21 protein-coding genes are annotated in these 23709 nt (G+C 35.6%); 6 read left to right on the top strand and 15 right to left on the bottom strand.

What is annotated here, in order from left to right:
• Position 1 precedes the first annotated feature (1 nt).
• The 9 genes from dnaN to hcp form a co-directional block, all read right to left on the bottom strand.
• On the bottom strand, positions 2–1114 hold the full coding sequence (gene dnaN / locus PMOB_RS06025; protein ID WP_012208990.1) for a DNA polymerase III subunit beta: 1113 nt from the start codon (positions 1112–1114) through the stop codon (positions 2–4).
• Positions 1115–1204: 90 nt separating this feature from the next.
• Entirely contained in the window at positions 1205–3403 is a 2199-nt protein-coding gene (gene oraE, locus PMOB_RS06020; protein ID WP_012208989.1) for a D-ornithine 4,5-aminomutase subunit OraE, read from the bottom strand.
• Positions 3384–3770 (bottom strand): ornithine aminomutase subunit alpha, encoded by a 387-nt coding sequence (locus PMOB_RS06015; protein WP_012208988.1) that lies wholly within the window; start codon positions 3768–3770, stop codon positions 3384–3386. The genes oraE and PMOB_RS06015 overlap by 20 nt, the downstream gene beginning before the upstream one ends.
• A complete protein-coding gene (ortB, locus tag PMOB_RS06010) occupies positions 3767–5185 on the bottom strand; it encodes a 2-amino-4-oxopentanoate thiolase subunit OrtB (RefSeq protein ID WP_012208987.1) in 1419 nt (472 codons plus the stop codon). Before ortB ends, PMOB_RS06015 begins: the two co-directional genes overlap by 4 nt.
• Positions 5178–5480 (bottom strand): 2-amino-4-oxopentanoate thiolase subunit OrtA, encoded by a 303-nt coding sequence (gene ortA / locus PMOB_RS06005; protein WP_012208986.1) that lies wholly within the window; start codon positions 5478–5480, stop codon positions 5178–5180. Before ortA ends, ortB begins: the two co-directional genes overlap by 8 nt.
• A gap of 14 nt (positions 5481–5494) precedes the next feature.
• Positions 5495–6511, bottom strand: coding sequence for a 2,4-diaminopentanoate dehydrogenase (gene ord / locus PMOB_RS06000; RefSeq protein ID WP_012208985.1), 1017 nt, complete (start codon positions 6509–6511; stop codon positions 5495–5497).
• A gap of 183 nt (positions 6512–6694) precedes the next feature.
• Complete coding sequence (locus tag PMOB_RS05995) at positions 6695–8029, bottom strand: TldD/PmbA family protein (protein ID WP_012208984.1); 1335 nt, start codon at positions 8027–8029, stop codon at positions 6695–6697.
• On the bottom strand, positions 8029–9441 hold the full coding sequence (locus PMOB_RS05990; protein ID WP_012208983.1) for a TldD/PmbA family protein: 1413 nt from the start codon (positions 9439–9441) through the stop codon (positions 8029–8031). Before PMOB_RS05990 ends, PMOB_RS05995 begins: the two co-directional genes overlap by 1 nt.
• A gap of 158 nt (positions 9442–9599) precedes the next feature.
• Positions 9600–11231, bottom strand: a complete 1632-nt coding sequence (gene hcp / locus PMOB_RS05985) for a hydroxylamine reductase (protein ID WP_012208982.1) — start codon at positions 11229–11231, stop codon at positions 9600–9602.
• A gap of 164 nt (positions 11232–11395) precedes the next feature.
• Between hcp and PMOB_RS05980 the strand changes: the two genes are divergently transcribed.
• Both PMOB_RS05980 and fsa read left to right on the top strand, forming a co-directional pair.
• Positions 11396–12058, top strand: coding sequence for a Crp/Fnr family transcriptional regulator (locus PMOB_RS05980; protein WP_012208981.1), 663 nt, complete (start codon positions 11396–11398; stop codon positions 12056–12058).
• A gap of 50 nt (positions 12059–12108) precedes the next feature.
• Positions 12109–12774: a fructose-6-phosphate aldolase gene (gene fsa, locus PMOB_RS05975; RefSeq protein ID WP_012208980.1), complete on the top strand. Its 666-nt coding sequence runs from the start codon at positions 12109–12111 to the stop codon at positions 12772–12774.
• A gap of 1 nt (position 12775) precedes the next feature.
• On the opposite strand, the gene PMOB_RS10265 is transcribed toward fsa, so the two are convergent.
• The 6 genes from PMOB_RS10265 to PMOB_RS05945 form a co-directional block, all read right to left on the bottom strand.
• Complete coding sequence (locus PMOB_RS10265; RefSeq protein ID WP_012208979.1) at positions 12776–13393, bottom strand: phosphatase PAP2 family protein; 618 nt, start codon at positions 13391–13393, stop codon at positions 12776–12778.
• A gap of 21 nt (positions 13394–13414) precedes the next feature.
• Complete coding sequence (locus PMOB_RS05965; protein WP_369973672.1) at positions 13415–14593, bottom strand: DUF401 family protein; 1179 nt, start codon at positions 14591–14593, stop codon at positions 13415–13417.
• A 92-nt stretch (positions 14594–14685) separates the two neighbouring features.
• Positions 14686–16308 carry a chaperonin GroEL gene (gene groL / locus PMOB_RS05960; protein WP_012208977.1) on the bottom strand — a complete coding sequence of 541 codons (1623 nt, stop codon included), beginning with the start codon at positions 16306–16308 and terminating at the stop codon, positions 14686–14688.
• A 23-nt stretch (positions 16309–16331) separates the two neighbouring features.
• Entirely contained in the window at positions 16332–16601 is a 270-nt protein-coding gene (gene groES, locus PMOB_RS05955; protein ID WP_012208976.1) for a co-chaperone GroES, read from the bottom strand.
• A 422-nt stretch (positions 16602–17023) separates the two neighbouring features.
• Positions 17024–18292: an RNA-guided endonuclease IscB gene (gene iscB, locus PMOB_RS05950; RefSeq protein WP_012208975.1), complete on the bottom strand. Its 1269-nt coding sequence runs from the start codon at positions 18290–18292 to the stop codon at positions 17024–17026.
• A gap of 261 nt (positions 18293–18553) precedes the next feature.
• On the bottom strand, positions 18554–18751 hold the full coding sequence (locus PMOB_RS05945) for a hypothetical protein (protein ID WP_041534081.1): 198 nt from the start codon (positions 18749–18751) through the stop codon (positions 18554–18556).
• A 161-nt stretch (positions 18752–18912) separates the two neighbouring features.
• Here PMOB_RS05945 and PMOB_RS05940 point away from each other — a divergent pair, with 161 nt between their 5' ends.
• The 4 genes from PMOB_RS05940 (at position 18913) to thrC (ending at position 23592) form a co-directional block, all read left to right on the top strand.
• Positions 18913–19848, top strand: a complete 936-nt coding sequence (locus PMOB_RS05940) for an aldo/keto reductase (protein WP_012208974.1) — start codon at positions 18913–18915, stop codon at positions 19846–19848.
• A gap of 10 nt (positions 19849–19858) precedes the next feature.
• Positions 19859–20818: a carbohydrate kinase family protein gene (locus tag PMOB_RS05935; protein ID WP_012208973.1), complete on the top strand. Its 960-nt coding sequence runs from the start codon at positions 19859–19861 to the stop codon at positions 20816–20818.
• A gap of 427 nt (positions 20819–21245) precedes the next feature.
• Entirely contained in the window at positions 21246–22541 is a 1296-nt protein-coding gene (locus PMOB_RS05930; protein ID WP_012208972.1) for a homoserine dehydrogenase, read from the top strand.
• Positions 22528–23592: a threonine synthase gene (gene thrC, locus PMOB_RS05925; protein ID WP_012208971.1), complete on the top strand. Its 1065-nt coding sequence runs from the start codon at positions 22528–22530 to the stop codon at positions 23590–23592. The genes PMOB_RS05930 and thrC overlap by 14 nt, the downstream gene beginning before the upstream one ends.
• Positions 23593–23709 lie beyond the last annotated feature (117 nt).

The following is a 23709-nucleotide window of genomic DNA, read 5'->3' as shown; positions in this document are numbered from 1 at the left end:
TTCAACTTTTCCTTTTTGGCATTATTATGAACATGTAACTGTTGTCTTCCAAAGGTTTTAAAATGGTAGGTTTTTCCTCATCGGATATATCAAATTCAAATTCCACTGTCTCTATTCTTTCTAACGCTTCCCTGAAATATCTTGGGGAATAAGCAATCTCAATATTTTTACCCTCTTGTTCGACATCAATCTCTTCTTTTGCTTCACCAACATCCGGAGAACTCGCATAAAACTGTATTCTTCCATCTTCAATATTTAATAAAGTATATTCCTCACTTCCGGCTGTTATAGACATCCTTTTCATAATAGCCAAAAATTCTGAGGTCTTAGCCTTGATCTTTGTGATAAAACTCTCGGGAATTATACTCAAATAATTAGGAAATTCAGCATCTATAACGTTATAAATCAGCTGGTTATTATCTTCTTCAAAATCAAAGAGAATTTGAGAACCACTTTGGACCACTCTTACCTTCTCCGTTTTTGCGGAAGAAAGTATCGTTTTTAATTCATCCATACTTTTTAGGGATAAAAGGAATGGTGAAAGAATATTATCATCTTCCAACTTACTTTCAGAAAGGGCTAATCTATATGAATCGGTTGCGACTAAGTTCAAAAAGCCACCTTGTCTAAAATCCCAGTAAACGGCATTTAAATTGCGCGAAAGGGAAGAAGAATCTTTTAAAGCACAAAAAACAACCTTATCGATCATATTAGTAATAATTGTTCTATCTAACAAAATTGAATTCCCTGTAACCTCGAAAGCAAGAGAAGGAAATTCATCAGGGTCCATGGTAGGTAATCGAAATACAGAATTGCCACCTGAAATCTTCAAGACTCCATCCAAAGTGATCGTAATTGTGTCAGAAGTGAGATTCGATAGAATTTCCAAGAATATCGTCTGTTCCACCACTGTAGAAAAGTTTTCATCACTATCTTTAACCTTCAGCCATTTGTGAAAACCGGTCTGCAAATCTGTAGCATAAATGTGTAACTCATCGTCTTCTACAGCCAATTTTATTCCTTTCAAAATAGGGTTAGCTGTTTTTCTTGAAACAGCATTACTGGTTAATTGAACAGCATTTTTTAAAACCCTTGTATCTATTTCAAAAGACATCAAGTTTTCCTCCCTTTGGAAGAATTAGGGTTTCACTATCTCAATTTTACACTAAAAAAAAATTTAAAGCAAGAATAAATTAATTAAAAATTATTCGTTTTGCTCTCTTTCTTTTAGTTTCTTAGCCAAAAATGTGGCAACGTGATTCCCTTTGGTACCTCTTCCAAAGCCAGCGTCCATGTAATTATTGATCGCTAAATCATTGGTTATCTGAGTTCCTCCAACGATAAGTAATAATTTATCTCTAACTCCTTTTTCTACAGCAATTTCATGTAATTTTTTCATATTTTCCACATGAACTTCGTTATGAGTAATAATCATAGAAGCTAAAACCGCCTGGGCTCCAACTTCTATCGCACTATCTATGATTTTTTCTGGGGGCACAGAAGTACCAAGGTAAACGTAGCTTATTCCATATTTTTCTATACCTCCATGTTTTATATCCAGAATTTCTCTGATACCAATGTTGTGCTCATCATTACCTATCGTTCCGGCTACTACTTTGACCTTGTGTTTACCAAAAAATTCAAAAAGCTCGTCATCACTCATCACTTCGTTCTTTTGGGGAAGCTCTAATTCATCCTTTTTAACAAAGAAAGGTACCTTTGCCTTCAATTCGAGATACGTTCCTTCTGATGGATGTAAAATGGCAGAATGAATAACATGAATATCTTCGAGTCCCATTTTTTTACATATTTCAACCGCCGCTGCTTTGGCGTATTCTTCAGATTCAGGGATGGTCATGTCCAATTGTATCCAACCATCATAACTCCATTCAACTTCTGGTTTTATAAGATTATTTTCTTTGTATTCTTTTATTTCTTGCAATCTTTTTTCGACATTATCACTCTCATCTAACTCGTCAATAAATTGAATCTTTTCTCTATTATGTAAGGTACAACCACCGATTAAATCACAAGGTTTATCTAATCCTTCAGGTAAGGCGTTGTACCCAAAATGTTCACAAACGGGTGCCATATAATCTTTATCCCTTGGTACAACAGAGCCTGCCGCAATTTCTCCGTTCTTTTTTCTGACTATTCCGTCTCCTGCTCTTTCAGGATAGTACCCGTTATCTACGAACATGCCATTTTCCAATGCTTCAAAATATCCTCCCATTTCTATGATTTCTTCGAGCATCAATATAGCTCTCATCTTCAATTCTCTTACTTCTTTTCTAACTTGTTCTTCATCGATTTTGAGGTATTGTTTAATATTATCCGCTGATATCAATGTATGTTTAGCCGTTTCGACACCTCTAATAGAATTAACGTGCCATGGAACATTTCTACCTTCGTCGGGAGTAATAGTTGATTGAATGTCTGCAGAGGTTAACCGAGAAATGAGGGTATTTAAAACGTGAATCCTTGTGGCATCGAATAAATCAGATTCGATGTACCTTGTGTTCATTTGAGCTCTGAACTTGTAGCCTTTAAACAGTTCTCTCAATGTAACGGCATAGACCAAGTTGATTCTGAACTCAGGAGAAGGGGAAACTACAGGGGGAACGGTTGATAAAGCGATATTTTCTTTTTTCATGCCTACTTTTAATGAAAATAGCGAGTTTATAGCATGTTGGACCAAAAGCTCCGGCATCACGTTTCTAGCTTTTTTAGCAGATGCGTTAGCGTTATGGGCACCATCTATTTGGAGTATATTCGCCCAAGCCATCACTTTTTTTGCAACAGCGGCATCCACAAAAGATCTTATAGGATTGATACCTCTGTACAAAATATTGTACTGTGGATCTTGGTGAGCTCCATTAACCCCCTCTTCGGCAAACATTACAGCTATTTCAGGGCCTGCTACACCTGAAACATAACTGTGAAAGTTTATGGGTCTACCTACTTCGTCTTCAATTAGATCAAGCGCTTTTCTAGTTGCCCTCAACTGTTTTCTCGTTATCGGTATCCCACCAATACCTTCAGGGGTCCCTTCCATAAGACCGTCTATATGGCTTTGCCCAAGTGTTCTTATGACCATAATATGATCTGCTCCGTGCCAGGCAGCCATGCGCATTCTTCTAACATCTTCCTCAAATCTTCCTGAAGCGATTTCCGATGTTATCACCGTGTCTGGTTGTGGGTCTAGGTTATCAAAGTAATGGGCCGCAGGAAGAGGAATCGAGTTTTTCAAATCCTCACTTATCTCATAGTAATTAAAATCGCTTTTTTTGGTTCCTTCAGGTAATTTTTTTCTCCAAGTCCATCCTTTTCTTCTTGGTGTGTAATGTTCCAAATCGTTTAAAATCTCTTCTATGTTGATCTTTTCATTTGGTTGAAGTTTCACTTGTATCACCACCTCTAAAGATATTCTCAACATCATCCCAAAAACGACCGTTTAATAGTGCCTCTCCCGCTTCCATTATTCCTATATTTTTTTGTTTTGCGATTTTGTAGACCACATTCCCTGCTCCTTTTGATAATAAATTTTCTTGTACAATCTTATCAACCAACGCCTTTGCCTGAAGGGAATTAAACCCCATTCTCAGCAAGACAGATCTTTCTATAGAAGGAGAGGTATGTGTTTCTGCCAAATTTACTAAGGGATCTACTACCTTTCCAACTAAATTCCAAAAATAATTGTCTAATTCCTCATCAGTCAAGTTTTGAAGTTTCTTTGACCTTTCCTGAAAGTCATCGGCTCTTTCTTTCACAAAGACTCCTCCTTTGCCTTTTTAATCAAGTTTATTACCGAATCTTCATCTTCCCTTATTTCCTCTGATATGAATTGAATTTCTTTTTGAGTGAAATCAGTTTTTCCAAGTCTTTTTATAAGCTGGTTTACATACGATTCTTTCAATTGAGACATTGGAATTTCAATGTAGCCTATTTGTGAAGGATCTTCAGGTATCACGATTCTTTCCCCTGGTTTATCATCTTTTATTGGATCGCCTGATATTACTTGAATCCCATTTTCTTTGGCAAAAGTGAGTTGGGCACTTGGTAACTTCCCTGCTCCTGTGTATTCTGTTTCGTTTACAACTATTATTTCATCCTCATTCATTTCCCTTGCCAAAGCAAAAGCTGCCACCAGCGAGGTATTACCAGCAGGTCCTCTTTGTAGCCCTTCGAGTTTTGCGAGTAATTCAGTCATATAGAATACTTCTCCTTGAGTTACAAGAACATATCTGTCCATATACCTCAACACCCTTGCCGCATTCCTTGGAACATCGGATCTGTCAGGAAAGACCGCAAACGGGATCCCAAATCCTGTGTGTCCTGTAGTAAAAGATTTTCTATTGAAATCTTTATCAGAAGCCATATGCAAGCCTCTTAAATCAACGCTTGCCCCAACAATCTTGGTTGAATCTGCCCCAGCTTTTTTTAATCCTCTTGCAGTTCCAGTGGTCAAACCTCCTCCTGCATGGGTACTTACAACAAGATCTGGGAATTTCCCTGTCAATTCTTTGGTTTGATTAGCTATCTCCACCCCCAACGTTTCTATTCCGGTAATGCCGTAAGGTGAGTAAAGCGATGCATTAAAAAATCCTGTTTCTTCAAGAAGAAGAAGGGTATAATAAAATAATTCTGGTCCTACACTTACTTGAACAACTTCACTTCCATAAGCTGCACACGACCTTTCTTTTTCTAAGATCTCAGGTTGACCAACACCTCGAGAATCGAAACATTCTTGAATTATAATAGATTTTAAACCTCTTTTAGCTGCTTGAGAAGCTACAGCGGCACCATAATTACCACTTGTAGCTGCTATAACGCCTTCATACCCTAATTTTTTTGCCATATATACACTTATAGAAGCCCTTCTATCTTTGAAAGAACCGGATGGGTTAGTTTGTTCATCCTTAACGAAGATCCTTGCACCTTTCCCTTTATCAGACAATTTTTTAATCAATTTGTTTATATTTTTTAGTTCAACAAGGGGAGTGTTTCCAACACCTGTTTCTTTTTGGATTCTTACAACTTCTTCGATTGAAAAACCCGATTCATTCATCATCTTTTCATAATCAAAGGCGATTCCTTCTATTTCATATTTATTGTAATCAAGTCCTACAGATTTTTTGATGATCTCTACCTGTCTTTCCATCACCGCTTTGTAAGATTTATCCATTTCTTTCACCTGCCAACAAATCATCTTTATTAATTTTTAACAATTCGGGAATAGGTTCCCCAAAGTTATGCTCGTATTTAGGATTAACTTTTTCCAATTTTCCTTTAACTATTCTTCCAATAGGGGTTTTAATGGTGACGATATCGCCTATTTCAGCCTTTTCATCTTCCAAAAAACCTTTTATTCTAACTTCAAAAGGTACTTTTTTGGTGTCTTCCGGCAAATGTGAAGCCCTTTCTTCAGGATTTAAAACAATGTAATGAATTTGAACCCAGTCACCCTTTTTTATCTTCATAAATCTGACCTCCTTCAGTGAACCTCTGCAAGTAAAGCCCTTGGTATTGGCAAATCCACCATGGTTAACAGACCAGGCCGAGCTTCAACTACAGAGGGAATCATATTGGTAGCTATGGCAATGGTACCTTTGCCACCTGGTATTTCAGGATTTATACCCATTGAAATATCAGGATCCCCCTGAATTGTTATATAATCTCCTGTTTGAACGTTTTCTAAATGGGGAAGTACCTGCTGAGGATGCTCAAGTTCTATCAACAGTTCATTTTTGTAAAATGCCTTTGCGGTATGATTACACCCTGCTACCATCCCTGGTTGAACCTTAACATACTTTGTTTCCCTCATGACATTAGAAATAATAGGTTCTCTTTTTTGTTCGATGCGATCAATTTCCCATCCCAAAGCCTTGGCTATCATGTGTATTGACTGTTCAAACCCTATATGACCTACTATCTTTCCGCTTTTTATTCCTTGTTTAAACTCTTCTGGTGTTGTTCCAACACCTTGTGTTTCCATAACCGTTGGTCCAAAAGGCGAAAGATCATTAATTCTGGCAGCCTTAATTCTCTGCACATTCAAACATATTCCTGTCAACGTTATAATTAGTGTATCAAGGACAAACCCTGGATTTACGCCAGTCCCTAAAACCGATACATTATGATCCTTCGCAACGGTGTCAATTTCATTTGCAGCTTTTGGATCTTTTGAAAAAGGAAAGGCCATTTCTTCAGCAATGGTAATTACGTTTTTGTTTTCTTTTAATATAGAAATAATCTGATCCTTCACCACTGAGATAAAAGAGTTAGTAGCGATTACAACAAGATCTGGATCCGTTTGCTTAACCATTGTTATAGGATCAGGGTAAACTTTTATTCCAATTTTTCCTAAACCCAACAACTCTCCAACATCTTTTTCGATATATTCTTCCCTGAAATCGTGAACACCAACTAATTTTAGATTTTTCTTACTTAATATATTTTTTGCTATACCACTCCCCATTGCTCCAAAACCCCAAATACCTACTTTGTACAATTTAAAAACCTCCTTGCAGTGTATTTGCTACAATGTGTGAAATTTTTTTCATTATCAATTATATCTTACAACATTATACCTTCTTTCTCAAACTAGATAATTCCCAATTAAGACGAAAAAAAGGCGTTTAAACGCTTTTAAAAGCGATTAAACGCCTTATACTCCTTTTTTAGACTTCTTCTTCTATTTACCGCCCACGCTTAAATCCCTTATCAACATAGTAGAACCGGCTACTGGACCTAAATACTTGAAATCAGAACCTATATATTCTAAATTATTCAACAACTCTTCCAGCGTTCCAGCTAAGGTCATCCCTCTAAAACTTCTTACAAACTCTCCGTTTTCAATTAATCTTCCACTTATTTGCACAGAGAATCTTCCAGAAACCGGATCGGCGGTATGCATACCCATTATGTTGGTGACATAAAGAGCTTTTGGAACATTCAAAATATCTTTTCTCGTCTTGTTAGCGATAAAATGAAGGTTTATCGTTCCAATGGAAGGATTTGGAGATTCCACCGATGCAAAACTGTTGCCGGTTGGTTTTGCACCCAACTTTTTTGCAGAATATATATTATGTAAGAACCCTTTTAGGACACCATTTTCTATAACGTTGAATCTTGAGGTATTGGTTCCTTCATTGTCAAAGGAGGCTATGATTGGTGCAGAACCATTCATAGGATCATGTATGAGGGTAACCGTTGAATTGGCTACTTTCTCACCTAATTCATCTTTCAAAAAAGATTTACCCTTGTAAACATTTTCTCCCGACAAAGGAGTTATCAATGTCCCTAGGAACATACTAGAAGCGAAAGGACTCATGACAATATCGTATCTACCAGAACTTAAAACCTCTGATTTTAAACCTGATACCGCCATTTCTACAGAATTTTTCACTATGCGGTCTATGTCTATAAGCCTGTAGCTTTGAGATAATTGATAATCAAAACCAAATGAGGAATCTTCTCCTTCAATTGCTGCTAAACTAATCGAACTGGCAGCGTTTGTAAACAAAGCGTTTTTGTAAAGACCATTCGTATTGCCAAAATGAATCCTGGTTAATGCAACTTCATACTCAGCACCACGAACAAATTTTATCCTTTCATCTTCACTCTTAGCCTTTTTTTCTAGTTCTTGAGCTAATTTCATAACCTCGTCTAAATTCATATCCTTTGTGTCTGCATCGAAAGCCCAATCTATGTATGTAAACTGTTCGTCATTTGATATGTCGTTTGCTTCGTCTTTTTCTGTATATTTAGTCATTTCAATTGCTTTTTCAACAGCTTGCATTATTCCTTCTTCTGTTAAAATATTAGATGACGATGTGGCTGTTCTTCCATCGGGAGAAATAACTTTGATACCTGCTGCTCCCTTTTCTCCTTCGGTTAACTGTTCTAACTTTCCATTACTGAAAGAGGCATTCTTACTTTCAGTGGAAATCACATTTATCTGTCCTTTAAGCCCTTTACTTTTTATCTCTTTCATGGATTTTTCTATAATTGATTTTATATTAGTCATTAATTGTTACCCCCTTTTACTATTCCACCAACAATTAACTTCGGTATTCTTATGGTAGGCTGGGCATCGGAAACTGGAGCCCCTTGACCGTCTTTACCACAGGTTCCAACACCATATCCCAAATCATTACCAACCATATCTATGCTTTCTAAGACTTTTAATCCGTTGCCAACTAAGCTCGCTCCACGGATCGATTGCTTTATTTCACCATTTTCTATAATATAACCTTCATCAACTCCAAACTGAAAATCACCACTTATTACATCAACTTGTCCTCCACCCATCTTTCTAACAAATATACCGTATTTTACAGATTTAATTATATCTTGTGGATCATCTTCTCCTGGTAAGATCATCGTGTTTCTCATCCTAACGATGGGTAGCACCATATAAGATTCCCTTCTACCGTTACCTGTGGGTTCAACACCAAATTTTTTGGCAGTTATTTTCGAGTGCATGTATCCTTTTAACACGCCTTTTTCAATTAAAACGGTCCTCTGGGTAGGAGTTCCCTCGTCATCATAATTAAGGGTCCCTCTTTTGTTTTTATCTGTTCCATCGTCTACAACGGTAATTTTTTCCGAAGCGATTTTCTTTCCAACTTTTTCTCTGTACACAGAACCGGAAAGTACCAAGTCTGCTTCCATACCGTGCCCACATGCTTCATGTATCATGGTTCCTCCAGCTTCAGAAGACAAAACAACCGTGAATTCGCCTGCAGGAGCATCCACTCCTTCTATTTGTGAAACTACTTGTCTGACGGCGTCTTTTGCTACTTTTTCTATCATCTCATCTGTAAAAAATTCAAATCCCATGTTTGCTCCATCGGAGGAATAACCTCTGAACAAATTCCCTTCTTCGTCCTGTGCAAATATTATAGCAGCATAACGTGGATAATTTCTAATATCCTCAACTATTTTCCCTTCTGAATTCACTATTTTTACCTTTCTACTACTATCTGCATAGGAAACGGTGATCTGTTTGATGCGTTTATCGGCATTCTTAAGTAATTCTACACCTTTAAGAACCTTTTCTACTTTTTGTTCTACAGGTACATTGTCGAAAGGTATTTCAAATGGTGCAAAATCCCTCTTTTCTGCCTCTTTCAATTCTTCAACCTTTACGATATCATTAGAGCCAAATCTTTCGCTTGCGTTCTTTCTCAAAGTCTCAGCAAGACTCATAAGATTCTCGTATGTGGGATCGTTAGTATGAGCAAAAATCGTTTCTTCAGCTGATACAACCCTTATACTTGCACCTTTTGTACTTGAAAAATTTATTTTTTCAATTTTACCGTTATCGTAAACAATCGAGGTACCATAAAAATCTTCATAGAAGATTTCTGAATACTCTCCCCCCGATGAAAGAGAATGGTTTAAAATCTCTAAGTATTGAGCATTACTTAAATTCACTTCTATCCCTCCTATAAAAAGTTAGCAATCCTTCCTTTCATATTATATCATATTTATTCCTCTTGGAACTTGTATTTGTATCAGTAATTATAATTGTAACCACTAAAAAAAAAAGAAAGGCGCCAAAGATTGGACGCCTTTTATACGTATAAAATTATTTATATAGTTTTTATATCAAAAGTTTTTGCGACCGTCTCCAAAACGTTTGGTGATAGAAAGGCAGGTAGTGTTGGACCTAATCTTATTCCCTTCACTCCCATATACAACAATGATAACAAAACAGTTACAGCTTTCTGCTCGTACCAAGCTATGTTGTATTCAATGGGTAGCTCGTTTATATCCTTTAAATCGAATGCTTCTTTCAATTTTAAGGCCGTTAAAACTAAAGAATAAGAATCATTACATTGCCCTGCATCTATAACCCTTGGTATTCCATCAATATCCCCCAAATCTAGCATATTGTACCTGTACTTGGCACAACCTGCGGTTAAAATAACGGCACTTTTTGGGAGATCTTTGGCAAAATTAGTATAGTATTCACGATCTTTGTTTCTTCCATCACAACCACCCATGACGTAAAATTTGGTTATTTTACCAGATTTTACTGCCTCGACAATTTTATCAGCAACTTGAGCTGTCTGTTCATGAGCAAATCCAATAGTTATAGCTTTTCCCTCTCTTTTTTTGATGGGGCCAATTTCGAGTGCTTTTTGTATTACGGGAGTAAAATCCTTTTGACCGTCCTTTTTTCTATTTGGTATATGTTGAACATCTGGCCATCCCACAAGTCCGGTTGTGAAAATTCTGTCTTTGTAGGAATTTCTTGGCTTTTGAATACAATTCGTTGTCATTACTACAGCTCCACCAAAATCTTCAAACTCTTGTTGTTGTTTCCACCAAGAACCTCCAAAATTTCCTGCTAAATGTTCGTACTTTTTTAATCCTGGATAGGCGTTTGCTGGTAGCATTTCTCCATGTGTATATACTTTGATTCCTTTACCTTTAGTTTGTTCTAAAATTTCATACAGATCTAAAAGATCATGGCCACTGACAAGAATAGCGGGTGTTTCGTATGTTCCTGTGTAAACTTGGGTTATTTCAGGATTTCCAAAGGTAGAAGTATTTGCCTCATCTAGTAAAGCCATGGCGTTTACCCCATATTCGCCTATTTTCAGCACTAAATTCATTAATTCATCAACGGTGATATCTTCACGTAAGGTTTCTGCCAAAGCCTTTTCTATGAATGCAAGTATATCGTCGTTGGAGTGTTTTAAGATATAGGCATGATCGGTGTAGGCAGCCACTCCCTTTAAACCAATTACAAGAAAATTCTTAAGCGATCTTATATCCTCGTCTGATTCCGATAAAACACCTACTTCAACGGCTTTATTTAAGTATTCGTCTTCATTGTTATCTTTCGGATTCCATACTGCGGCATCAGGTACTTTTTCCTGAAATTTTTCGTTGTATTTTTTTTCATAAACTTCTTTGAATTTATTTTCTATGATTCTTCTTTTATCTACTGCTTCATCAATGTATTCAACTATTCTTCCTTCATCAAAGTTAACATTCGTTATTGTTACAAACAAGCCTTCTGCAACAAAAAGGTCAACACTTTCATCTTCTACGTTCAATTCCCTTGCTTTATTAGCCCAATAGGAAATCCCTTTTAGTACGTAAATCAATAGATCCTGCAAGTTTGCAGTTTCCGGACTTTTTCCACATACACCTTGAGCAACACAAGCCTCATTTCTTAAGGTTTCCTGACATTGATAACAAAACATCTCCATCTTTTCTTTCCTCCTATCTGAAATTTTATTTTTTTACCACTGAAACCTTTCTTTATTGAAGAAACTTTGAATTTCCTTTCATTTTAAGTATAATTAAATCGGAGTAATTTTGTCAGTAACAAATGTTACGCACTTTGTTTTTTAAATTTTGAGGTGATTGAATCATGGATAGCTACATTGATAAGATAGGTAAATTAAAGATATTTAAAAATTTTTCAAAAGCTGAATTGATGAAAATTTTTGGTAATGTTCGCTATTCAATTAAAAAATTTTCAAAAGGTTCCCTTATCTATACTTCTGGGGAAAAAGTTGAAAAATTAATGATCTTAATCGAAGGAGAAGTTATCACAGAAATGGTTGATTTTAATGGGAAAATTTTAGAAGTAGAAAGGATGAAATCTCCGGATATTTTAGCTTCTGCCTTGTTATTTTCAAAAGATAATTTCCTACCTGTCGATGTTTTAGCGGTTAAAGATGTTGCTATACTTTATATTGAAAAAGAAGATTTAATAAGATTATTTCAAAGTAACAATGTTCTTTTACTTTCATTTCTTGAAGATATAGGCGAAAAGTTTCAGTTCGTAACTGCAAAATTACGGGTAAACGCTTTTCATACAATAAGAGAAAAAATCACAATGTATCTTTTAAACCTTTACAATCAGCAAAATAAATCCAACGAGTTAACTATACCTCTAACTTTAGAAGAGTTAGCCAACTTATTCGGTGTAACAAGGCCTTCTTTATCGAGGGCATTTTCGCAGATGCAAAAAGAAGGTTTATTCGTTAAAAATGGGGATAAAATAATCTTAAGGAAATTGAAGACTTGATTATGCTATAATTGTTATGACAAAAATCATAGTAGGGAGGGAATTTAGAAATGGAGATCTTTTTAGACACCGCAAATATAGAGGAAATTAGAAAAGGTGTAGCTTGGGGAATAGTTGACGGTGTGACAACGAATCCAACGTTGGTTTCAAAAGAGAATGCAGTATTTGAAGAAAGAATCAAGGAAATTTGTGAAACTGTAGAAGGGCCAGTAAGTGCCGAAGTGGTATCCACAGATTACGAAGGAATGGTAAAAGAAGCCAGAGAAATAGCAAATTTAAGTGAATTTGTGGTTGTTAAAATACCTTTGATTCCCGATGGAATAAAAGCGATAAAAACTTTATCCAAAGAAGGTATAAAGACCAACGCGACTTTAGTTTTTAGCCCTTTACAAGCTCTTCTTGCAGCCAAGGCAGGAGCTACATACGTGAGTCCTTTCATCGGTAGAATGGATGACATAGGAAACACTGGAATGGATATAGTAGAAGAAATTGAAGTTATCTTCAGCAATTACGGATATGAAACTAAAATTATCGTGGCTAGTGTTAGACATCCTCAGCATGTTTTAGAAGCAGGTTTGATTGGAGCAGATGTTGTTACTATGCCCTTTGAAGTGCTTGAGAAAATGTTCAAACATCCCATGACGGATATAGGTCTTGAAAGATTTTTGAATGATTGGAAGAAGTATCAGGATTATCTAAAAAGCAAAAATAATTAATTTAAAAATAATAGACGTAAGATGCCGTATAATACCCCAGGAAAGAACCAGCTACTACGTCTGAGAGCCAATGCACATCTTCATAGATGCGAGAAAGCGATATACTTGTTGGTATAATATAAATCCACCAAGTGTACTCTTTCGCATATGGGGTGTATACAGACCAGGCAATGGCAGAATGTCCTGAAGGAAAAGAAGTATAAGTCGCCCCTTGAGTGAGGGGAGCGAATGGCTTAAATGAAAATGAACCATCTTCAGCATATGGCCTTTCTCTACCAACGACAATTTTTGTTAGCAAGGTTATTCCTCCACTAATAACGGAAGATATAATAGCATCTTCAGATACTTTTTTTAGCCTGTAATCGTTTGTAAGATAACCAACTGTGTATCCCACCACTGGTGTTGCAACAAGAAAGTAATAATCATATGTAGTTAAAAAATTGGAAATTATATCTAAATAAGAATTAGTATTATGCTGAACTAGGTTTCTGCTTAAATCATCTAAATTGAGAGTGAACTTAGACGTGGGGGTACTCTGTTTAGTTACAGTATCTTCAGCGGTAATTATGCTTGAAAAAACAAGAATCACTATTAAGAAAAGTATAAAACGTTTTCTCATGTGAATTCCTCCACCCTTTGATTAGAAGATGAAAAATAGCATTACTACAATATAACCCATTATAGCACAAAAAATGGGAATTATTATTTTTTTTATAACACTAAACATATCGACTTCAAAATATTTTGATGTAAGTAAAAGACAGAGATGTACAGGTGATAGAAGAACCCCCAATACAGAGAAAAAATATGTGGTAATTGCAACCGGTACCAAAGAAATAACTCCCGCTTCAACGAACGACAAAGCTATCGGCATTGTAACCGCAAAACCTGCTTGAGTTATTCCAGTTATCAATCCTATAATAATCGGAGAGATCATTATTATCCACCATGGACTTACTCCCCAAGTAGTTAGATTTTCTACAAAATCGTTGGATAAATTTGACACAGTTACAAAATTTTTGTACCAAAAAACGAACAATAGCAACAACACCGTTTCCCATCTTATATTTAGAAGATCTTTGTAGTTTTTATGATAAAAGGTATATATTAAAGATACCGCTAAAACAACAAGCCAACCAGGTAAAGAAGCAATTACCCCGATGATTATAATTAATATGGGAAGAATCGATTCAAAAAGTTCTTTCCATAATTTTTTGTCTTTTTTTAAACTGATTTTACCGTTTTTGAAGTATATCCAACCTCCGATAATTGCAAATAATCCTATAGGAAGTTGTATTAACAATAATTTTGTTAAACTTATCCCCGTAAGAGCGCTTTCTAAAATTAAAGCAGGATACAGTATCCAAAAGAACTCCATACTATGCCTGAACCAATAGTTCATTGCCGTAGCTTCGACCCTATTAATATTGCTTTCTTCGGCTATATCTTTAACCATTGGTGCAGTGAACATTGCCCCTCCTGGCATGGGGAGTAACCCCAGTAACATAGGCATCAATCCGACAGCCTGCCTTGAATTGAATAATGTTCTTATGTTTTTGGCGAATTTTTGTGAGTTTCCACTTGCCTTCATAGTATCTGATAGTAGATATATTCCAAAGATAACAACTATCACTTCGTAAAAATCGCTTTGTGTAATAGTTTCTAGGAAACTACTACCAATATAATTCAAATTCAAAGAAACTAGCGCAGTTACAATTGTTGCAACAAGAATAGCCCAATGGACTTTTTTTATCAATTTTATAGATATCACCATACTAATCAAACCTGATAATATGGAAACTACAGCCAAATTTTTCACCTCGTTTTTTGTTAGTGAAACATACTATTTTATTATACCATAAAAAAACGTGCCATATTCAATGGCACGCTTGTTTTTATTACTGTCTAAATTTAGTACATATCTGGTGTTGCTGGCATTTCTGGACCTTTTTCTTCTTTTGGTTCTTCCGCTACCAAAACTTCCGTTGTTAGAAGCATGGAAGCAATCGATGCAGCATTTTGAAGTGCACTTCTTGTAACCTTAGTTGGATCAATTATTCCAGATTCAAACATATTTACATATCTTTCTTTCAAAACATCATATCCATATTTTGAATCATCTTTTTCAATTATTTTTTCAATAATTATAGCAGGTTCTAAACCGGCATTTCTGATTATCTGTTTTACAGGAGCGTCTAAAGATTTTGCTACTAATTGTGCGCCTATTTTCTCATCTCCTGATAATGTGTTTGCGAATTCCTCAACAGCTTTCTTTGCTCTGAGTAACGTTACTCCTCCACCTGCAACGATCCCTTCTTCTACAGCTGCTCTTGTTGCAGATAAAGCATCTTCTATTCTATGCTTCTTTTCCTTCAACTCAGTTTCTGTAGCCGCTCCAGCTTTAATTACTGCAACTCCACCAGATAATTTTGCTAATCTCTCTTGTAATGTCTCTTTCTCGTAATCAGAACTTGTATTTTCAATTTGAGCTTTTATCTGTGCTATTCTTTCTTTTATTGCTGTAGGTTCACCTTTTCCTCCAACAATGATAGTATCTTCTTTTGCGACTCTTACCAAATCAGCTTGACCAAGATCATTAATGGAAATATCTTCTAAGGTGAGACCAATTTCTTCGGATATTACAGTACCACCGGTTAAAATTGCAATATCTCTTAGCATTTCTTTCCTTCTGTCTCCAAAACCAGGAGCTTTAACAGCTACTGATTCCAATGTTCCTCTTAGCTTGTTGAGAACCAAGGTAGAAAGGGCTTCCCCTTCCACATCTTCAGCAATTATTACCAACGGTTTCCCAGCTTGAGCAACTTTTTCTAAAATTGGAACTATTGATTTTACAGCTGAAATCTTTCTATCTGTAATTAATATATAAGGTTCTTTCATTTCTGCTTCCATTTTTTCTGTATTTGTTACAAAATATGGAGAGATGTATCCTCTATCGAATTGCATTCCTTCTGTGAATTCTACATAAGTTTCAAGAGTTTTAGAGTCTTCGACGGTTATAACTCCATCCTCTCCGACTTTGTCCATAGCTTCTGCAATAATATTTCCAATTTCTTCGTTATTAGCAGATATAGAAGCAACGTGGGCTATGTCTTCTTTGCTCGATAACTTTCTGCTGGCATTCCTTATCTGTTCTACAGCTTTGTCTGTAGCCTTAGCGATACCGTTTCTCATCAATATTGGATTAGCACCGGCTGCAACATTTTTCAATCCCTCTTGAATCATAGCTTGGGCTAAAACTGTAGCGGTAGTTGTTCCATCTCCCGCAACGTCATTTGTTTTGGAAGCTACTTCTTTAACTAACTCTGCTCCAAGTGCTTCAAATTTATCTTTCAATTCAATTTCTTTAGCAATGGAAACACCATCATTTGTGATAGTTGGAGATCCCCAACTCTTTTCTAAAACTACGTTTCTTCCTTTAGGTCCCAAAGTTATTTTAACAGCATCTGCAACTGTATTAACGCCTCTTTCTAAAGCTCTTCTTGCATCTTCATTAAATTTCAACATTTTTGCCATCTTATCTCAACACCTCCTGTTTTTTAGTCTTCTACTTTTGCTAGTACGTCTTCCACATCAATGATGATATAATCCTCATCATCTATCTTGATTTCAGTTCCTGCATATTTAGAAAAGATTACCTTGTCTCCCACTTTTAAATCATAATCTTCATCTAGTTTCCCAACTTCTTTAACTTCTGCCTTTTGAGGTTTTTCTTTTGCTGAATCTGGTAGTACTATACCACCTTCAGTTTTTCTTTCTTCAGTAATGGGTTTAATGAGTAGCCTGTTTCCTAATGGTTTCACTGTCATGTGATGATACCCCCTTTTTTATTTTAATTATTTTATTTCAATTTTTTATTTTTGTTTTTTAGCAATCAAATATTAAGAGTGCTAATTTTCATATGTATCATAACACATATTGGTAAAAGTATCAAGAGTCAAAAAAGACGATTATGGGTGATTAAAGACGATTATCGGAGATTATTTTCGATTAGAAGGCTAAATCTCTTTTTTTCTCGTTTTTTCTCCAAAATGCTCGTTTTTGCTGCTTCTTTAACGTTTGTGTAATTATTTTAATACATATTTTTAAACTTTTCTGCGATCTTGACAAACACTTTTAATACTTCAGGGTCGAATTGCTCTGGAGAAGTTCGGTTGTCTCCTTCTAATAATATTTTCATGAAAAATATCTGCAGGAGACTCACTAGAAAACGGGCTTCCGCCACACAGCCTTACGGCAGATAAGGAAGCGGTGAGAGGAATGCAGAATTTTCTCTCCTTTCCCATAGTAAAGTTTTAGCTTTGCTTACCAGGATTAAATCTTTGCTTTTTGCACTTCTATGAATTACTGTACCATCAAGTTTCCTTATATCAAAATATCCAGTTGAACGTCTCCCAAATATGAAACATTCGATACCGTTGTATCTTACTTTATCAAACAATCTAAAACCATGTACTAGATAAGGTGCTTGGTTAAGCTTCCTTGTTCCTCCCTTTAGAATGTTAGCTTTGTGTATTTGTCTATTGTGTCGTCTAACTTCTTTAATGTGATAATAGTAATCTAATTGTTTTGCTTGAGGATGACCACTAATACATAAAGCGTCTATTCTATGTGTTTTAGGTAGGTTGTTCTGTATTCTTGTATTTTTAGTGATATATCCGTAAGTTAGATGAACGTTAGAATACAAATCTTTCAATCTATTGTATAATGTCCATCTCATAATACCCATAAATGTAGCATCTTTAAACTTTTGTCCTCTTTTAAAATTCAATTTAATCTTTCCATTATGATAATCTCTATGGCATGTTTCACACAATGTAATTAAATTACTCGGTGCGTTTCCACCTATTTGTCTACTTTCGATGTGGTGAACATTGAGTCTTTTATCTTTACTTTTGCCTTTGCAGTGTTGGCAGGTATAGTTATCTCTCCATAGAACATATTCCCTTACATTCCAAAAATCTAATTGTTCACCTTGTTGGTATTGTTTGCCTTCAATATTAGGATTCTTAATCTTTTGTATATCGAAACTTGCAACTTCTACTACAATTTTTGTAATAGGAAGCAAACGATAAACTAGATCAATCAGTTTAATGTGCGATTTTATTTTATGTTCTACCGATGGTGCAATCCATCCTTTGTTCTTACTGTGAACACGATTTAAAAAGCGTGGTTTCCTGTACCTTGTTTTTCTTAAACGTCTATCTCTACGATACTGTCGTTTTTGAGATATAAGTTTAGTTATATCGTCCCTTATTTCAACTTCTGATGCAAAAAGTTCTTTCTTTTTAGTAGTAGCAGACAATCCTACAGTTTTACTTCCTGCATCTACTCCCAAAGTAATAGGTTGTTTATAACCGCTACTACCATAGAGCAGTTGAATAGTAAAGGGTTCTTTTCTAACAACCTTGGCTTTACCATCTTTAAGTAGCTTTCTTGCCTTTGAAGATTTACAAGGCATAAGAGGTTCCCCATGTTTGTTTAAAACGTACACTAACATAAAGTGTACCTCCTTAATAGGCGGAAGCCCGTTTCTTTTTCCTTAACGGAGTTATTCTCCTTCCCCAATGTTATATAGGCTTTTTACGTTTAGCTCACTATCCCTACCCCTCAGGATTGTTTAAAGCTAAACAACAGAGCGACAGACTAGGAGAAACATCCGAAGGTGTTATGACCTATATAACGTAGCCCGATGATCTTCCTTTAGAGATGGAAGCCCGTTTCTTCATACGGCTGAGGGTAGCCAACTAAGGCTTGTTCATCACAAGCCCCCGTCTTTAGACGGTGGGTAGTTGACGCTTTCTTCGTGAGAAAAAGATTTTTTATATGGTCTTTCACTTCTGAGTTCATCGTATACATCTGGGTAATATTCGCCTAAAATGATATTAAGTTTTTCCGAAAAAGCAAAAATTGTGATAGTAGTAAAAATTATAGTTATAATAACACTTTTAGGTTTCAAAATAGGTGAACTCCCTTTGATTTTTTTATTTTATAATCAATTTTACCATATCTGTGAAACTAATTATCAAACTAACAAATTTTTCTATATGTTATAATAATAACAAGGAATATCTGGAATTTTTTTGATTTAAAAATCAAATTAGAAAAGGAGTGGTTTTCGTGAGGTTCAAAAAGTTTGGAAAGACAGATATGAGCGTATCTGTTGTAGGATACGGAGCCTGGGAATTAGGCGGAAATTGGGGACCTATTGAAAAGGAAAACGGTGTTAAGATATTGAACTTAGCTTACGACAATGGAGTTAACTTTTTTGATACTGCACCTGCATATGGTCGAGGTCAATCGGAAGAAATAGTTGGTGAATTTTTGAAAGGAAAAAAGAGAGAAGATCTTTACATCGCTACTAAATGCGGATTAGAATGGGACCAAAAGGGAAGAATTAGAAATAATTTAAAAAAAGAAAGAGTATTGAAAGAAATAGATGATTCACTGAAAAGACTAAAATGTGATTATGTTGATCTATATCAAATTCATTGGCCCGATCCCAACACTCCATTAGAAGAAACTGCAGAGGCGATACAACAGATTTTAGATAGCAAAAAAGCTAGATACATCGGTGTGTCTAACTTTAGTGCGCAACAAATAGAAACGTTGATAAAGTATGTGGATATTGTTTCCACACAAAATTATTACAACTTATTGGTTAGAGACGTTGAAAAGGAGCTGTTTCCAGTCGTTGATAAGTATGATTTAACGGTGATTCCCTACAGCCCTCTTGCCAAAGGGTTGCTGACAGGAAAGATTTCCAAGGATTATGAACCACCGAAGAAGGATCCTAGAGCTATGGATGAAATATTTAAAAATAGGGAGCTTTTTGTCAAAAGTGTAGAAAAAGTTGAGGAATTAAAGATTTTAGCCAATAAAATTGGAAGGTCCTTGTCTCAAATGGCAATAAATTGGTTATCACATCACAAACAAGTATCGACAGTTATCGCTGGTTCAAAAGATGAGAAGCATGTTTTGGAAAATATTGAAGCGGGAAGTTGGGAGCTTAGCGAAGATATTTATCTAAAGATCGAAAAAATAGTTGGTGAATAGGAGGCAATATATGGCTATTCTCTGTGCTGGTGAAATTCTCTTTGATTTTATATCGAAATCTCCAAACAAAGGTCTTGGAGAAAGTGAGCTTTTTGAAAAACGACCAGGAGGATCTCCTTTTAATGTAGCTGTAGGACTTGCAAAATTGGGTGCAGATGTTTCTTTTTTTACGAAGATAGCCCAGGATCAATTTGGTAAATTTCTTTTTGAATACTTGAAAGAAAATGGAGTGAATACTGACTATTCTTTTACGGCTGAGGGGTTGAAAACTTGTTTGGCTTTTGCAGCGGTTGATGCCCAAGGAAAGGCTGAGTATGAGTTTTATCGAGATAATGCAGCGGATACACAGTTAAAATTAAAAGATGTAGAGAATTTGGATTATGAAAAATTTAATATCTTTCACTTTGGTTCTATAGCCCTTATAGATGAACCTACATCGAGTACTTTGATTAGATTGTTTGACAATTTTATCTCTCGAGGTTTATTGACCTCTTTTGATCCTAACGTTAGAAAGTCTTTGTTGAAAAATAGGGAAAGTTACGACAATCTTGTGAAGAGTATAATTAAAAAGGTTGATATATTGAAGATGAGCGATGATGATTTGTTTTATATAACTGAAAAAAAAGATGTTGAAGAAGCTATTAGCACACTTTCTATCAAAGAAGGTTCTATTTTGTTTGTAACTTTAGGAAGTGAGGGTTCCTTGGTTTATAAAGATGGTGTGAGTAGAAAAGTTCCAGGTTATAAAGTAAAAGTTGTTGAAACGGTAGGTTGTGGAGATTCTTTTATGGCAGGTATTCTGTATAAGTTAAAAGATTTTTCTAAAGATGATCTTCAAAGTATTTCTTTAGAAAAACTTGTTGAATATGCAGATTTTGCCAATAAATGTGCTGGTATTGTTGCTACAAGACAAGGGGCTGCGAGTGCTATGCCAACTTTATCTGAAGTTAGTCAGTTTGAATTTTTATAAAGTTGTTTTTATATTTAATTATGTGATAGTAGTGAAGATAGTGTAATGTTGATAGTTCAAAAGTTCTGTTTTTCTTTGTTAATGAGATTTTATTTAAGTTCAAAAGTGCCAAAAATTTTGAACCTCGTTATCAACTTAAATGTTCAAAAAAAATTTTAAAGTATTTTATCGAATTTTATGTTGATAACTTTGATTGTCAACTCTGTTTTCGACTAAGATATCGACAAACTTAGTGGAAAAAAACTTTTGAACATTGAAAGTTGAAAAGTATGTCGATAAAATTGTTGAAAAACCAAATTATTATTGAATTCATTCCATTAAAAACGTTTTAAACAGTCACTTTTATAACTCAAGAAAATAGTTTATAACTTTTTCAACTATCAACATCCGGGGTTAGGTATTATGAGTGAAAAGGGAGGGAGTTACAATGATTAAAGTCGGACTTCTTGGGTACGGTACGGTTGGAGGAGGGGTGTACAATATTCTCACAACCAAGAAAGAAGATATAGAAAGAAAACTAGGTGAGGAAATTCAGATCAAAAAGATCTTGGTGAAAGAAAAGGACAAAATGAGAAAGTACGGTGTGGATGCTTCATTGCTTACTGTAGATTATAAAGAGATCGTAGAAGATCCTGAAATTCAGATCGTGGTGGAGTTAATTGGTGGAGAAACACCGACATTAGATTACATTAAAGAAGCTATCAACCGAAATAAAAATGTTGTAACAGCCAATAAGTTAATATTAGCCAAGTATGGTAGAGAGATATTTCAACTAGCAAAGAACAATAATGTCAAAGTGTATTATGAAGGAAGCGTAGGTGGAGGAATCCCTATAATTAAAACTCTGAAAGAGTCCATGATTGCAAATAAAATTGAAAGAATTTATGGAATTCTAAACGGGACCACAAATTACATTTTGACTCAAATGACAGAAAAATCTATTAATTTTGAAGAGGCTTTAAAAGAAGCTCAAAGTCTAGGTTATGCAGAAAACGAACCATATTTTGATGTAAGCGGTTTGGATAGTGCATATAAAATAAATATTTTGTCTTCACTAGCGTTTGAGAGTTTTATAGATGTTGATTCAATCCATGTAGAAGGAATTGAGAAGATAGAAAGGGAAGACATAGAAATAGCAGAGGAATTAGGATATATTATCAAATTATTGGCTATTGGAAAAAGGTACGAAGATAAGATGTTGGATATAAGGGTCCATCCAACTTTTATTCCAAAAAGTAGTCCACTTTCAAAAATCAACGGTGTATACAACGTCGTACAGATTCATGGGGACGCCGTTGGAGATATAATGATCTACGGACAAGGTGCCGGGGAAATGCCAACTGCAAGCGCGGTTGTCGCAGATATTATGGAAGCCGCCAAGAGTATTAAATACCATATTGAAAACGAATATAGTACCGGAAGGTTAAACGGTTTGAAGTTAATTGAAACAGATGAGATTGAAAACTCTTTCTATATAAGATTGAGAGTGAATGACAAACCCGGTGTTTTTGCGAAAATAGCAAAGGTTTTTGGAGATAACGAAGTTAGCATCGCTTCTGTAATTCAAAAGCACAGACTTAATCCTGTTGTGCCAATATTTTTACAGACGCATCTAATCAAAGAGAGAAAACTGAAAAAAGCAATTGATTCGTTGAACGAATTAGAGGATGTGATAGAAATAAAAAATATAATAAGGGTGGAGGATTTTGGTGAGAAATTTTAGTTTTTGGCCGGGTATAATAAATGCTTATAAAGAATACATGCCCGTCGATGAGAAAACAGAGATAATTACGTTGCAAGAAGGGAACACTCCTTTGATATTCGCAGAAAAAATGAGTAATATGTGGGATATTGAGCTTTATCTGAAATATGATGGTGCTAATCCCACGGGATCTTTTAAAGACAGGGGAATGTGTTTAGCCGTAACCAAAGCCCTGCAGAACGGTGATAAAGCAATAATCTGTGCTTCTACCGGTAACACTTCTGCCTCTGCTGCGGCTTATGGAAGTAGAGCAGGATTGAAAACAGCGGTCATAATCCCTGAAGGGAAGATCGCCTTGGGGAAATTATCTCAGGCCTTAATGCATGGGGCTATAGTTATACCGATAAAAGGTAATTTTGACGTTGCCTTAGAGATTACAAGAAAGATCGCTGACAACTATCCTATAACTCTGGTTAACTCACTTAATCCATACAGGATAGAAGGTCAAAAAAGTGCTGCTTTTGAGGTATGTGATCAATTAGGTGGTAAATCTCCTGACATATTGGCAATTCCAGTGGGGAATGCGGGAAACATCACAGCTTACTGGAAAGGGTTCAAAGAATACTTCAAAGATCACAAAACGGATAAGTTACCTAAGATGATTGGTTTTGAAGCGGAAGGATCAGCTGCTATCGTAAAAAATCAGGTTATAAAAAACCCAGAAACCGTAGCAACAGCTATAAGAATAGGTAATCCGGTCAATTGGGAAAAGGCCGTAGAAGCTGCAAAAGAATCTGGAGGATTTATAAATTTTGTTACCGACGAGGAAATCTTGGACACGTATAAAGAATTGGCATCCCTCGAAGGTGTGTTTGCAGAACCTGCTTCTGCAGCTTCGGTAGCGGGCGTTAAAAAAATGATCAAATTGGATAAGATAAAAAAAGGAAGTAAAATTGTTGCGGTACTCACGGGACATGGATTAAAGGATCCCGATACCGCGATAAGTGTGATACCAAAGGTCAATCCAGTAGAACCAGAAATGGAAACTATATTGAAATTGATAGGGCTGTAATTTTCAAGAGGTAATGGTTTAAATAGTACTAAGAGTTTTGGAGGTGATATTTATTCCCATATACAAACATTCAATCTTCATTGTTTCCACAGGACCGGTACTAAGTTCATAGGTAAA

Source organism: Petrotoga mobilis SJ95 (assembly GCF_000018605.1).
Lineage (GTDB): Bacteria > Thermotogota > Thermotogae > Petrotogales > Petrotogaceae > Petrotoga > Petrotoga mobilis.
This window is presented reverse-complemented; position numbering and strand designations above follow the sequence as displayed.